This window comes from Terrimonas alba (assembly GCF_042434975.1).
GTDB lineage: Bacteria > Bacteroidota > Bacteroidia > Chitinophagales > Chitinophagaceae > Terrimonas_B > Terrimonas_B alba.
The window spans coordinates 796192-811206 of record NZ_JBHMQM010000002.1 but is presented as its reverse complement, the minus strand read 5'-3'; the positions used below and the strand labels follow the sequence as shown (position 1 = coordinate 811206).

Sequence of the window (15015 nt, the reverse complement as noted above, 5' to 3'; positions counted from 1 at the left end):
AAAATCACCGGACCAATACAAAAGTTCCCTTCCTGAATACTTCAGCCTCGCATATCGTTTTTGCCTTTATCATGTATACATAAACTCCCCCATCCTGCTCAACACCTTTGTAAGTGCCATCCCAACATTGACCCGGATTTTTGGTGGTGAATATCCGGTTGCCCCAACGATTGTAAATGCTGAATTCAATTTTTTCAATCACACCCCAATATTTCACGCCATAACAATCATTCAGCCCGTCGTTGTTGGGTGTAAAGGCATTGGGCATCAGGTAGCCGCCCTTATTTACATTATCAACTTTTACAGTAATCGTATCATATCCATTACAACCTTCAAGGTCCGTCCCTTTTACGACATACGCAGTTGTAGTTGCAGGTGCTGCTACCGGGTTAGCTATGCCCGGATTACTTAAAGTTGTTGCCGGAGTCCATTCATATTGGACAGCCCCGGTAACATTAAGCTGACTACGGTCATTGCTACAATCAATATCATTAGTCTTCACCGCATTTACTGTTGGCAACGACATCACCGTTAGCCGGGTTGATAATGTAGCAGACTGATTACAGGTTGTTTCTGTTATCGTGACCTTAAAGTCGGCAGTAACAGCAGGGGAAACCCATGGATTGGCTACGGCGATATTATCCAGACCTTCAGCGGGCTGCCAGGCATAAGTATCCCCGCCAGCAGCGTTTAATTGAACAGAATCAAAAAGACAAACTTTTCCGGGAGCATTGATTGAAAAAACAGCATCAGGCCTTACAGATACTTCCACGGAATCGAGGTACTCACAGGTATTGGCATCCTTAATAGTTACATAATATTTTGTATTGACAAGCGGCGAAGCTATGGGGGTTGCTATTAGATGATTGTCTAATGATTTTGCCGGCGACCAACTATAGCTGTTTCCTCCTGTTACAGATAGTTGGACCGAAGCATTTTTACAGATCATTGTATCCTTAGAAATAACAATAGCCGGTTTTGTAGAAACATCTACAACAACAGAATCTTTTGCCGAACATCCGTTTAAGGTGCCGGTAACAATATATTTTGTTGCAGATATTGGCTTGGCTATGGGATTAGATATTCCCGGATTACTTAACGTTGCAGCGGGAGTCCATACATATTGATCAGCCCCAGTAGCATTCAACTGACTCTGGTCGTTCCTGCAGTCGATATCATTTGCTTTAGCGGCATTCACCGCTGGCAAAGGCTTAACAGTGACCGTTGCTGACAAGGTCTCCGATTGGTTGCAGATATTTTCCGTTATGGTGACGGTATAGTCGGTAGTTACAGAAGGAGAAACTCTTGGATTGGATATGGCGGTATTATTTAATCCATCAGCAGATTGCCAACTATAGATATCACCACCCGAAGCAATCAATTGCGCCGAATCAAAACGACATACTGGTTGCGGATTATTGATAGAGAAAACGGCATCAGGTCTTATTGATACCTGCACAGAATCCAGGTGCTCGCAGGTGTTCACATCGGTTATAGTAACATAGTACATCGTGTTGACAACAGGTGAAGCTACCGGATTTGCAACAAGATGGTCATCTAATGTAGCTGCTGGCATCCAGCTATAACTTGCTCCGCCTGTTACAGATAACTGGGCCAACGCGTTTTTACAAATCAATGTATCAGCAGAAACAGCAATAACCGGTTTTGCATAAATATTGACATGGACAGTGTCCTTTGCCGAACATCCGTTGGCCGTAGTTCCGGTAACAATATATTCTGTTGAAACTACCGGCGATGCAACAGGATTTGCAATAGCGGTAGCCGATAAGCCCGTAGCGGGAGACCATACATAATTTTCCGCACCTGTTGCATTTAATTGAACGGATTTCCCTGTACAGATGGTGGTGTCAATATTTGCCTGGACAGAAGGTTTCTCCACTTTTATTTTTACAGAATCTCTTTTTATAAATACTGGTGCAAAAGAGATATCGTCCAATGCAAAATCATTGCCTTGTACCAATGTATTTTTATTTACAATTGAAATAACAGCGGTGGTATTATTTCCCGAATTCCATGTTGTATGGAATTGAGTCCATGTACACGTAGGGAGGCTGGCCGTTATCATCGAACCTGCGTCTTTTCCATTAATAGAAAATTGTAGCTGGGCAGGATTGGGCGGCCACAACGCTTGTATCCAGGTAGAGAATGCGTAGTTTGTATTGGGAGTTACATTCACTGTTTGCTTCCATACATTTACGTCCGCTACCGGAGAGCCATTTACCAGCATCATGTTTCCATTGCCGGTTGTATGATCTTTGCAGGCACTGAGACTGCTATTCCAGCTTTGAGGATTACTACCAACAAAATACTGTCCTTCGGTTGTATTGTTACTGGCAAAATTATATCCTGAAGTAAACCCGGAATTCCCTTGTGAAAAATTGCCATTAGTTATAAGATTAGCACCCGTTACTTCTGCAGTGAAATAATAAGTTATATCTGCGGTGGCAGAGGTGGTAGGATTAGGAGAATTGGGATTGTCCAGGAAGGTAGTTGGCGACCAGCAAAAATTTAGTGATGGAATAGTAAGCAACTGTTTGGCAGCACCATAGCATATGGTGGTATCGGCAGTACGAACAAGCAGATTGTCCTGAAGTACGTTTACTGAAACCAATTTTTGAATACTATCAATACAACCAGCATCCGTTTGAACTTTAAGCTTTATTGTATAAGTACCATAATCATTATAAGTCACAACCGGATTGGGATCGCTTGTATTTGTTTGCCCGTCTCCAAAATCCCATATGTAGCTCTGTATATTTTCAAGATTTGTAACGATCTGAATGTTTTTTGGATTGCAGGGATCTTGTTTGATAGAAAAGTCAGGCTTTTCGGTTGGGCAACAATCCTTCACTACTATTTGCTTACAAACAGATGCCTGTGTTGGTAAACCATCATCAACAGTTAAATTAATATTGTATGTCCCAGGCAAACTATAAGTGATGGGCGGTGGATCTTGCAATGAAGAATTGGGAATATTGGAGTTGTTACATCCCGTAAAACGTAATCTGGTTATTGTTTGGTTATTTACATTCGTAATAAATGAATACAGATCTGAGCCTACCCTGAAAATTTTAGATAAACAATGAGGGAAGTTTAGATTACCGATATTCCCTAAGTTAACTGCTGTTGGTGTATTAGTAAGACTACTACCAAAATCAAGTTTAACAATGCCGGGGCTGACCGAGTTGGCGTTTATCACGTAACCTAACAATTCACCGCAAAATTTTATGACATATATGTCCCATGAGTTGTTGAATGTTCCATTGATATTACCAAGATTCTGGCCAGTAGGCATATTCAATAATGAATTACCAAAATTCAATCGTGTCAGCGCAGAACTGGTAGAATTGGTAACAAAAGCATACCAGTTACCATTATCATTAATGGCCTGAATACCGGTAGGATAGTTCAGATTGCCGATATTCCCTAAGTTAATTGCTGTTGGAGTATTAGAAAAGCTATTGGTAAAGTTGAACCTGGTCAATGTATTATTGTTTGCATTGACTGTAAGACCATACCAATTGCCATTGTCGTTGAACACATATAAATCGTGAGGATAGCTCAGATTCCCTATATTGCCCCAGTTAGTTCCTACAGGAGTTGGGTTAGCAATATTAGCACCAAATTCGACCTTGACAATGTACGAACCGTTTATTGTTCCTCCCACTATTATAGCATACCACAGTCCCTGATTCTTAACAACCTGTATTCCTTCCGGATGCAGAGGTAACGCTCCTCCAATGTTTCCTAAGTTTATAATAGTCGGCGTGTTCAATAAGCTATTGCCGAAATCAAGACGCTTTAATGTACCGCTGAAATGGTCTGTTACGAAACCATAATAATTATTGTTATCTGACACATAATCTATAAAGACGGGTCCTTCTAACTGACCTCCTGGATTACCAAGATTCACTCCCTCTGGCGGAGCATTGAGATTGCCTACACAAAAATTCCAATAATGGCTCGTCGCATTTAAGGATATATTAGAAATATTAACCGGGGTGTTAACACAAACCGTATCAGGAACAATAAAATCAGCTATTACTTCTGATAATGCAGGACAGTTTAATGGGGCAAAACTACAGTTAGGATTAGTTTGATTAATAACAGCATTACCGTTCAGCGTTCCATTCCATGTAAGGTTACCTTGCTTATTTAACAAGTCATCAAATGTATAATAAGCAACTAACCCGTTTTGACTGGCCGGATTAGGCAAAGAAGTATGCATAAATGCTTTCAGTTCAACCTGAGTCCTGGCGGCTTTCCAGATTCTTACTTCATCAATATATCCCGAGTGTTGCATATCCGCCGGCTGTACTGCACCCGCAAGTTGGCCTATTGTAGTGAGTAAGTTGTTATTGATGAGATTTCCGGTACATGCAACTTGAGATATTACATATCCATCCCGATAAAACTTAAGTGTAGTGCCATCATACACCATTGCCACGTGATAAGTCTTGTCGAATTCCGGCGGACATACAAACGGTGTCGCAACATACCCGGTCACATTTGTTGTAATTTCACATTGCGCCGGCATTAGCGAGTAATTAACATTCGATGCATCCGTATGCTTTGAAACCAGCTTGCCAAAGGTTATAGTGTTGTCGAATGCGGATACCCTGTTAAAAATGGCTTCAACAGTAAGTTTATTTCCAGTAATATCCAAATCTCCAATGGTAACAAATGAACCCGCGTTAGGGGTTTTTAGCCAATCATTACAGGATTGTGAATAAACCTTTGGGCTTAAAAAAAACAAAGTCAAAAAACAGAAAGAAAAAAATAGTGCTTTCAGCAGTACGTTTTGGTTCATATAACGGATGGCTAAGAATAAGGTGGAAATAGTGGAAAGCGCTAAAATAACCTAAATCTTTATAATCTAATAGCCCGACAGCAACTAAAACTTGGTTTAAACATCCTCTAAAAAAACAACTCCCGAATAAGGCGGGAGTTGAATGACAGACATGTAATTAAAATATTATATCAGTGTTTATTTTCCTTCAAAAAATGCTGGTACGCTTTTGCCAAGCCATCTTTGAGTGAAACTTTGTGCGACCACCCCATTGCATGCAGCCGGGTATTATCCATCAACTTGCGGGGCGTTCCATCCGGCTTTGATGTATCAAATTTGATTTCCCCCTCGTATCCTGTTACCTCTTTTACTATTGATGCCAACTCTTTAATGGAGACTTCCTCCCCGGTACCTGCATTGATGAACAATTTGCCATCATACTTCTCCATCAGGAAAAAACAGGCATCTGCCAGGTCATCCACATACATAAATTCACGCAATGGCGTACCCGTCCCCCATATTTCCACATGATCGGCCTTGTTAATTTTTGCTTCGTGAAACTTACGAAGCATGGCTGGTATAACATGGGAGTTTTGTGGGTGATAATTATCGCCCTGTCCATACAAGTTAGTGGGCATGGCAGAAATAAAATTACAACCGTACTGATCCCTGTAGGCTTCGCAAAGCTTGATACCAGCGATTTTTGCAATCGCATAAGGCTCATTGGTTGGTTCGAGCAAACCTGTCAACAAATACTCTTCATCTAATGGTTGCGGAGCCAGTTTTGGATAAATACAAGAGCTCCCCAGGAACAGTAATTTTTTTACACCATTTGCATAAGAAGCATGGATAATGTTCGATTCTATCATCAGGTTATTATAGAGGAACTCTGCTCTATAAATATTGTTGGCCATGATGCCACCTACTTTCGCCGCGGCGAGAAAAACATAGTCAGGTTTTTCCGATACAAAAAAATCATTTACTGCCTGCTGATTGCAGAGATCCACTTCTGAAGAAGTACGGGTAACGACATTGAAAAAGCCGTCTTGCTGCAATTTTCTTACTATGGCAGAACCCACCATCCCGCGATGACCCGCTACAAAAATTTTACTATTTTTTTCCATTACTCAAATTGCCTTAAAGTGTTATACCCCGAATCTTTTAGAATTACATCCTTACGGAAATTTTCGATATCTGATTCCACCATTTCTTTTGCCAGTTCGCTTAATGTATATTTTGCTGTCCAACCCAGCTTTTGCTTTGCCTTTGTTGGATCGCCTAACAACAGGTCAACTTCGGTCGGCCTGAAATAACGTTTATCAACTTCCACCACTACATCTCCTTTTCGCAAAGGAATATCCGGAAGTGAAACTTCTTTCACGATGCCTTTTTCATTTTCTCCCTCACCTTCAAAATCAACCGCAACTCCTGCATGCGCAAACGCTAATTTTACAAAATCCCTTACAGCTGTTGTCACTCCAGTTGCAATTACAAAATCTTCCGGCTCGTCCTGCTGGAGAATAAGCCACATAGCTTCCACATAATCTTTGGCATGCCCCCAGTCACGCTTTGCATCCAGGTTTCCCAGCCAAAGTTTTTTCTTTAGTCCCAAAACTATTTCAGCCACGCCCCGGGTGATCTTACGTGTTACAAAAGTTTCACCTCTTAATGGACTTTCATGGTTAAACAAAATTCCATTGCAGGCATACATGCCATAGGCCTCCCGATAGTTTACAGTTATCCAATAACCGTACAATTTAGCTACGCCGTATGGAGATCTTGGATAAAAAGGTGTTGTTTCATTTTGAGGAACCGCCTGCACTTTACCATACAATTCAGAAGTTGAAGCCTGGTAGATCCTTGTTTTTTTCGCCAATCCCAAAATTCTCACCGCTTCCAGAATGCGTAAGGTTCCGGCAGCGTCAGTATTTGCAACATATTCCGGTTCATCGAAGCTTACCTGTACGTGGCTCATGGCTCCCAGGTTATAGATTTCATCGGGCTGCACCTGTTGAATGATCCGGATAATATTGGTAGAATCTGTCAGGTCACCGTAATGAAGAACCATTTTCAGGTTGGACTCATGTGGGTCCTGGTAAAGATGATCGACACGCTGGGTATTGATAAGGGATGTACGACGCTTGATCCCGTGAACTTCATAGCCTTTGCTTAAAAGTAGTTCAGCAAGGTAGGCACCATCCTGGCCGGTGATGCCGGTGATAAGGGCTTTTTTCATTCCGCTTTTAATTTCCGCAAATATAAAGTCCGGTTATCACAATTCATAACCCACAACTAACTGGTCGTGTGGCGTAATGGCGGCTAAAAATCGCTGTAGTCCCTGTTTTTTTCTTTCGTCAAGCTCATAGCTTAAATGAATGGTGTAATATTTCCGCAAATCATACAAGTCAAAAGACGTTTCCCTGACGATTTCGTCAATATAGTTTAACCCCATTGCATTCGCTTCATCAAATATCCGGAGGAACGCCTCCGGCAAAGGAGTTTTGCTTACCCAGGCTGCAAATACGAAGGGAAGCCCGGTAATGGCCCGCCACTCGCTGCCAAGATCATAGATAAATGTGGATATTTTACGCTGTTCCAAAGCCCGGTCACCAATAACCAGGCCGGCGGTTGTACCCCTTATCTGCTGCCGATAGCTTTCGTCAATAGCCGGGATTATCTCAGGATGGATGCCCCAGGATTCTTTCATTAACCATTTTAATAATGCTACAGAGGACCGGCTTTGGTAATCCAAATAAACCCTTTCTATTTGCTTCATCGGAACTTCGCTGAAAAGACACACTGAAGCAACTTCGCCTTCAGTGCCTATACAAAATTTACCATTGATATGATAAGAAGGCAATTGAGGAATTGCAGCCACTGGTATCAGGCCCACATCAATTTGATCATCGGAAAGCATTTGAGCCAGCTTCGCCGGATAAGCACCGATCAGGTCAATCATTTTATTGATCGGCGCCTTTTGCAATCCATAGATCAGTGGTTTTGTATTCAGGTAATTTACGATGCCCACCCGAACTTTTCTTTCATCACTTCCATCCAACGGCGTCATGCTAATCTCTTTCATCCGCTATATTCTTTTTTGAGACCGGAGCGAAAGCCGTCCTTATCGGCAGAATCTTGTAAAACGTCATTCTTCATAGTGAAGGAAATAAAGATGCCCGGTTTCACCTGTTTATTTTTTTATTTTTTTTGGCCAGCACTTGTCCCGAACTGGCATCGGGATGGAATCTTGCCTGTCGGCAGACAGGCGCCCTGCAATCATTACATGCTGTTTCAAAAACTTTATAGGGGCGTTTCATTACTCCAATTTGTGTTCTTTATCTTTGCCGCAAAGATATACTAAGTTGTTTCTCGTTTATGGTTTATAATATGGTGCTAAAACCTGCAGGTGTTGTTAACTATAGACCAAAACAAAAAACAAAAAACTTTCTCATGGAACTATCAGCACTAACCGCTATTTCTGCCGTTGACGGCCGCTACAGAAGACAAGTTCAACACCTCGACGAATATTTTTCGGAATATGCATTAATCAAATACCGGATACTGGTTGAAGTAGAATACCTGCTGTTTTTGGAGAGAAAAAAATTTTTCAAATTATCCGGCAAAACCATTAAAAGTCTTACTAAGCTCGCCGAAAGCTTTGGACCCGAAGATGCCCAGGAAATAAAACAAATTGAATACATCACCAATCATGATGTAAAAGCCGTAGAATATTACCTGAAAAATGAATTAGAAAAAACGGACGGCAAATCAGCCAAAGAGTGGATCCATTTTGGATTGACTTCGCAGGATATCAACAACACAGCTATCCCTTTACTGTGGAAACATGCAATAGAATATGAATATCTTCCTGGCTTACTTAACCTGAATACACAACTGAAATTATTGGCAGAACAGTGGAAGGACATCCCGATGCTTGCCCACACACATGGACAACCAGCCAGCCCAACAAAGCTAGGTAAAGAAATAATGGTTTTTGCGGAAAGAATACAGGCACAGATAGAACAATTCATCGCTGTACCTTTTAGTGCGAAATTTGGCGGCGCCACCGGAAATTTTAATGCCCATCATGTCGCTTTCCCAAAAATTGATTGGATAAAACTGGGTAACGAGTTTACCGATCACCTGGGATTAAGCCGCCAGCAATTCACTACACAGATTGAACATTATGATAATCTCGCGGCTCATTTTGATTGTATGAAAAGAGTCAATAATATCCTGATCGATTTTTGCCGGGATATATGGACTTATGTATCGATGGAATACTTCAAACAGAAAACGAAAAAGGGTGAAGTGGGTTCATCCGCCATGCCACATAAAGTAAACCCGATTGACTTTGAAAATGCGGAAGGAAACCTGGGAATGGGAAATGCAATCTTTGAACATCTTTCATCAAAGCTACCTGTATCCAGGTTGCAGAGAGACTTAACCGATTCTACCGTGCTTCGCAATATTGGTGTTCCTTTTGCCCATACCATTATTGCTTTTAAATCCATCGAAAAAGGATTGGAAAAACTGGTCATCAACGATGCTAAGATTCACGAAGATCTTGAAAATAATTGGGCCGTAGTTGCTGAGGCTATACAAACTATCCTGCGAAGAGAAAACTATCCTCAGCCCTATGAGGCTTTGAAGGATTTGACTAGAGGTGCTTCAAAAATTGACCAAAAGACCATTCATCAATTTGTCGATGGGTTAAAGGTCAAAACCGAAGTAAAAAAAGAATTGAAAAAAATTACGCCACATAATTATACGGGTGTTGCTGCAAAATTTTAAGGCCGGAAGTCTTTTTTCAAATAAATAAAGCGGGACAATTTCTTCCCTCCCTCCTCTGTTTCATCAAATGGGGCAAATCCTGCCTTTACCAATACTTTTTGCGAAGCCGTATTGGCGACTTCAGTGACGGCATAAATCTCCTCCAACCCGGTTTTGGAAAATACATAAGCCAGGCCTGCGTGTGTAAGTTCGGTCGCATAGCCTTTTCCCCAATTTGATTTTAACAAAGCATAGCCCAGTTGCATTTTGTCCGTTTTCTCAATAGGGATAAGCGCAAAAGAACCTACAAAATTGCCGGTTTCTTTTTCATTAACGGCCCAACGGCCATATAACGGAAAATCTTCTGCATACTGAAGAACCTCTATTAAAAACTGATCGGCTTCCTCCCTTGTTTTAGCAGGTCTTATATACCGCACGACCTCCTCATCTCCATTTAACAAAAAGAAATCATCAGCATCCGCTTTTGTGTAATGCCGGACAATCAATCTTTCTGTTTCAAATAAGATCATGCGGTTTCTTTATGGATTTCCGAAGTAAAATGAAAAGTAATATCGGGATTGTTATTTATTTCTGTATTCAGGAACCATTCGCTTTGGGCTAAGTAGACCATGTGACCATCCTTATCCTCGGCAATATTAGCCTGCTTGAACCGGGAGAATTCCAATAGCTTTTTCTCGTCAGTTGCAGTGAGCCAGCAAGCTTTATAAAAAGGCAAAGCGTTAAAGACAACCGAAGCGCCATATTCATGCAGCAGGCGGTATTGAATCACCTCGAACTGGAGCTCACCAACACAACCGATGATTTTTTTATTACCACCAAACTGGGTGAACAATTGCGCCACCCCTTCATCGGTAAGCTGCAAAAGTCCTTTTTCCAATTGCTTGGTTTTCATCGGATCTTTATTCACTACCTCTTTAAATATCTCAGGTGAAAAAGAAGGAATTCCTGTAAAATAAAAATCTTCTCCTTCTGTCAGTGTATCACCAATTTTAAAGTTGCCGGTATCAAAAAGCCCAACGACATCACCTGGAAAAGCCTCTTCGATTACATCTTTGCTACGGGCCAAAAACGAATAAGGATTACTAAAACGAACATCTTTATCCAGCCTTACATGATGATAATACTTATTGCGTTCGAAACGACCCGAACAAACCCGCATAAAAGCTATCCTGTCGCGATGTTTGGGGTCGAGGTTGGCATGTATCTTAAAAATAAAACCGCTTAGTTTATCCTCTTCCACACTTAGAAAACGCTTGGTCGTTTCCCGGCTTCTTGGTGTGGGAGCAATCCGGATAAATGTGTTCAGCATTTCGCGGACTCCAAAATTATTGACCGCACTTCCAAAGAAAACCGGCGCCACTTTTCCCGCCAGGTAATCTTCCACCTTTAATTCTCCATGAACTGTGTCTACCAATTCCACATCTTCTCTCAATGTATTTGCATCATTATCGCCAACTGTCTGCTCAAGAATCGGCAAACTCAGGTCCTGGATCTTTAATACATCTTCCTCTGAAGCCTTAGTGTTAGCTGTAAATAAAACCAGGCTTTTATCGTCCAGGTTGTACACTCCTTTAAACTCTTTACCACTGTTAATGGGCCAGGTCATAGGGTGGAGCGATATCTTCAGTTCCTTTTCGATCTCCTCCAACAGGTCAAACCGGTTTTTACCATCCCGGTCCATTTTATTGATAAACACAATTACCGGTGTATCCCTCATGCGGCAAACTTCCATCAACCTCCTGGTTTGTTCTTCTACCCCATTTACGCTATCCACCACCAGGATAACGCTGTCCACAGCGGTCAGTGTACGGTATGTATCTTCCGCAAAGTCTTTGTGACCGGGTGTATCCAGCAGGTTAATCAGGATGCCGTCATACTCAAAGCTCATGACAGAAGTGGCGACGGAGATACCTCTCTGCCGCTCGATCTCCATAAAATCGCTGGTAGCGTGTTTCTTGATCTTATTGCTTTTAACAGCACCCGCCACCTGGATGGCGCCCCCGAATAACAGCAGTTTCTCTGTCAATGTTGTTTTCCCAGCATCCGGGTGACTGATAATCGCAAATGTTCTACGGCGACTTATTTCTGAATGATATTTCATGATTCGGTCCACAGTCCATGGACGACGGTCCACAGCACTCTTTTTAAGGCGGCAAAGTTAAGGTTTGAAAGCCTGACATCCAGAACCGGACAGAGATAGTTTTGCGGGGTAATTCGGGAAAATTATTGTCAAAATATCGCGATGGCTTTTGCTTTATCCAGCAATTTTTCTTTCTGGCCCAGGATATTGCTTTCAAGATCTTTAAGCGTTTGGTATTCATCCCGTGCATCAGGTACAAAATCTTTTCTGAAATGCTTAATTTTTTGATGAAGCATTTCATGATCCTGCCAGTCGCCCAGGTTATTTAAAATCTTTTTTATTTTCTTCACCTGGCCGGCCTCCATCAACATATTTACCGGTGCGATTTCAACCCAATAAAAAATGTCTTTAAAAATTTTACGTATTTGGTGTGTATCCCGGTTGAAGTGATTTACATGCCGCAAAGCCTTTTTAAACTCCTTTTCAATAACGACCTTGAATTGATGCATCAATTCCTCCCTGTCCGCATCTTTAAGATCCTGTTCCAACTGGTAAGTAAGTCCGGTCAATTCATTTTCATCATATTCCAAAACAGCAAGCTGCAACCATTTGCTTTGTTGTAAAAGGGCAATAGCGAGATAGTCGTTAAAAACTTTGTAACAAGTATTGTTTTCTTTTTCAAAATGCCCAAGCAGGTAAAGTCCCATTTCGATATCCCGGTATTTTCCCATTACACTAAATAATTTTTCCGTTCCGTCAAACGCAAGACTGTAGTTATCCTGCCGGGCTATGTTCAACAACTTAAGATAGGATCGCATTTTTTTTACCGCCACCCGCAGGTCATGCACCGCCTCGGTTTGTTTTTGCTTTTTTACCAGTGCAAGATTCTGCTGAAAGACTTGTACTTGTTTTTTCCAGTGACGTAATATAAAAAGACCGGCAGGCATCGCAACCCAAATTTAAGACATGGCACCATGCAATAAATTATCAAATCTTTTCTCTATCGCAAAGCAGCAACAAAATCTTTTAAGAGCTGTATTCTATAAACCAGTTAAACAATAACATGGGAATAAAAAAATATATCACGTTAAAAACCCAGCGTTTTAAAAGTATTCTTACGCATTTTTATTAAAATGATACCGCATCATTCGTTTTGCAAAAATCGGCAGTATACATTTAATCCCATATTTTTTAACCACTTTAAAACAAGCCATGAAAAACAAATTGTTGATTCTTGCAGTAGGAACTATTTTATCTTTTTCCGCCAGTGCACAATCCGAATCAGAACTAAAACCCTTTAAAGTAGACGTCAGCCTGGGTTATGCGATACCCGGAGGTACCGGAGCTAAGGGAGGCGTTTTATTTGCAGTTGAACCAAAGTATGCTGTAATCAGTAATCTCGCTGTTGGTCTTCGAATGGAAGCAGCCGTTATTGCCCGCTTCAGCGGTTACGATGCGGAAGGCAACGTGAACGAAGCAAGTGTAAAAGCAGCAGGCTCTTATTTGCTTACCGGTGATTACTACTTTAGCGACAATTATTCCTTTCGCCCATTTGGCGGAGTAGGTGCCGGTATCTTCTCGTTAGCAAGTGCTGAGATTAACTCAACACAAGAAGGTGTTTCCGCCGGTAGTAAATTTGGAGGAATGATAAGAGGTGGTTTCGAAATGAAACACTTCCGCCTGGGTATTGAGTATAACCTTGTTCCAAAAACTGATGTTATTGGTTACGACAATAACGGTGAACCAGCTACCATGAAGGCTAAAAATGGCTACCTGGGTATTAAAGTCGGCTTTTGTATCGGTGGCGGTCCCCGCTAAAATCAAGAAAGAAAAAAACATAAAAGTTGCCTCCAATAAAGGCAACTTTTTTTATTGCTGTCATCTCTGTTGGAAAGAGTATGAGTGACTATGACCTTAACCATTTAAATAAATTCTGTCATCACTCAAACACTATCCAGTAAATTTGAAGTATGGTCCGCCGCACGATAGAAATTATTGTCAGCAGTTTTAAAATGGCTTTGCTGGAGTTATGGAAAAACAAACTCCGCACCTTTCTTTCCTTGTTTGGCATCACTATCGGAATTTTCTGTATTATCGGCGTATTGGCTACCGTAAACAGCCTGGAACAAAACATCAAAAACGAAGTCAATTCTCTTGGCACCAACACTATCTATATTGATAAGTGGGATTGGACAGCAGGCGACGGACCTAATTTTCCCTGGTGGAGATATGTAAACAGGCCTTCGCCAAAATATGAGGAATTAAACCAGGTAAAAGAAAGAACGGCCAGTGCGAAATATGCCGCTTTTAATATCAGCGCCACCGACAATGTGGAGTATGGGGGCAGTGTACTCTCCAACGTAAACTTGTACGGCGTTACCGAAGAATTTCATGAAATACAACCACTCGATATTAGCTATGGCCGCTATATCACAGAATCTGAATTTGACAGGGGCAATAATATTGTTGTAGCCGGAAATGAAATTGCAGAAAAACTGTTTGGCTCGGCGGAATTGGCCGTGGATAAAACAGTAACGGTGCGTGGCAAAAGGGCCCTGATAGTTGGTGTGATCAAAAAGCAGGGGAAACAAATGATTGGTGGGTGGAATTTTGACCAGAGCGTGGTTATCCCCTACAAGTTTGCCCGCACATTGATGAATGAAGTAAGATCGCAACCAATCATCATGGTGCAGGGGCAGGATAATCTCACCAGTAAGGCGTTAAAAGATGACCTGACAGGCACGATGAGAGCAATCCATAAGCTAAGCCCAACTAAAGAAGATGATTTTGCACTCAATGATATTAATGACATTAGTGAGTCGGTGAGTTCAGCCTTTGTGAGCCTTAATATTGGTGGCTGGGCCATTGCTGCCCTGTCATTGATCGTAGGAATGTTTGGGGTGGCCAATATTATGTTTGTGTCAGTACGTGAAAGAACCAGCCAGATCGGTTTAAAAAAGGCGATCGGCGCTAAAAACCGGGTGATACTAACGGAGTTTTTATTGGAGTCCGCTTTTCTCTGCATCATCGGTGGATTGATTGGGCTTACCCTTGTATTTGTTCTCACCCAGATATTAACCAATGTTCTCGATTTCCCTGTATTTATTTCTACCAACAATATGATACTGGCCATTCTTATTTGTATTGGTGTAGGTATACTGGCAGGATTTATTCCGGCCAGGCAGGCAGCAAGAATGGACCCGGTTGTTGCGATCAGGAGTAAATAAAAACCCTCCAAACCTCTCCGCCAAATGGCGGAAGGCTTTAGCTTACTACGGCAAGTATTGTATTAAATTATCTTTTGCGTAATATCCGGGTATCGCAGCATTCT

At 41.6% G+C, this 15015-nt stretch carries 10 protein-coding genes; 3 read left to right on the top strand and 7 right to left on the bottom strand.

The genetic code is table 11. From position 1 onward, the window contains the following. Positions 1 to 4: 4 nt before the first annotated feature. The 4 genes from ACFEL9_RS08295 to ACFEL9_RS08280 all read right to left on the bottom strand — a co-directional run bounded on the left by ACFEL9_RS08295 (position 5) and on the right by ACFEL9_RS08280 (position 7892). Positions 5 to 4831, bottom strand: coding sequence for a T9SS type B sorting domain-containing protein (locus tag ACFEL9_RS08295; RefSeq protein ID WP_385888263.1), 4827 nt, complete (start codon positions 4829 to 4831; stop codon positions 5 to 7). 170 nt (positions 4832 to 5001) lie between these two features. After that, on the bottom strand, positions 5002 to 5934 hold the full coding sequence (gene fcl, locus ACFEL9_RS08290) for a GDP-L-fucose synthase (protein ID WP_385888260.1): 933 nt from the start codon (positions 5932 to 5934) through the stop codon (positions 5002 to 5004). Further along, positions 5934 to 7046: a GDP-mannose 4,6-dehydratase gene (gmd, locus tag ACFEL9_RS08285; RefSeq protein ID WP_385888258.1), complete on the bottom strand. Its 1113-nt coding sequence runs from the start codon at positions 7044 to 7046 to the stop codon at positions 5934 to 5936. The genes fcl and gmd overlap by 1 nt, the downstream gene beginning before the upstream one ends. 36 nt (positions 7047 to 7082) lie before the next feature. After that, positions 7083 to 7892, bottom strand: a complete 810-nt coding sequence (locus ACFEL9_RS08280) for a menaquinone biosynthetic enzyme MqnA/MqnD family protein (protein ID WP_385888255.1) — start codon at positions 7890 to 7892, stop codon at positions 7083 to 7085. Positions 7893 to 8260: 368 nt separating this feature from the next. On the opposite strand from ACFEL9_RS08280, the gene purB reads away from it, so the two are divergent. Next, positions 8261 to 9604 (top strand): adenylosuccinate lyase, encoded by a 1344-nt coding sequence (gene purB / locus ACFEL9_RS08275; RefSeq protein WP_385888252.1) that lies wholly within the window; start codon positions 8261 to 8263, stop codon positions 9602 to 9604. On the opposite strand, the gene ACFEL9_RS08270 is transcribed toward purB, so the two are convergent. The 3 genes from ACFEL9_RS08270 to ACFEL9_RS08260 all read right to left on the bottom strand — a co-directional run bounded on the left by ACFEL9_RS08270 (position 9601) and on the right by ACFEL9_RS08260 (position 12631). Continuing rightward, complete coding sequence (locus ACFEL9_RS08270) at positions 9601 to 10113, bottom strand: GNAT family N-acetyltransferase (protein WP_385888250.1); 513 nt, start codon at positions 10111 to 10113, stop codon at positions 9601 to 9603. The genes purB and ACFEL9_RS08270 overlap by 4 nt on opposite strands. Continuing rightward, positions 10110 to 11705 (bottom strand): peptide chain release factor 3, encoded by a 1596-nt coding sequence (locus tag ACFEL9_RS08265; protein ID WP_385888248.1) that lies wholly within the window; start codon positions 11703 to 11705, stop codon positions 10110 to 10112. The genes ACFEL9_RS08270 and ACFEL9_RS08265 overlap by 4 nt, the downstream gene beginning before the upstream one ends. 128 nt (positions 11706 to 11833) lie before the next feature. Beyond that, on the bottom strand, positions 11834 to 12631 hold the full coding sequence (locus tag ACFEL9_RS08260; RefSeq protein WP_385888245.1) for a CHAD domain-containing protein: 798 nt from the start codon (positions 12629 to 12631) through the stop codon (positions 11834 to 11836). Between the two features lie 265 nt (positions 12632 to 12896). Here ACFEL9_RS08260 and ACFEL9_RS08255 point away from each other — a divergent pair, with 265 nt between their 5' ends. Continuing rightward, positions 12897 to 13502 carry an outer membrane beta-barrel protein gene (locus ACFEL9_RS08255; protein WP_385888242.1) on the top strand — a complete coding sequence of 202 codons (606 nt, stop codon included), beginning with the start codon at positions 12897 to 12899 and terminating at the stop codon, positions 13500 to 13502. A gap of 152 nt (positions 13503 to 13654) precedes the next feature. Continuing rightward, complete coding sequence (locus tag ACFEL9_RS08250) at positions 13655 to 14911, top strand: ABC transporter permease (RefSeq protein ID WP_385888239.1); 1257 nt, start codon at positions 13655 to 13657, stop codon at positions 14909 to 14911. Positions 14912 to 15015: the final 104 nt, after the last annotated feature.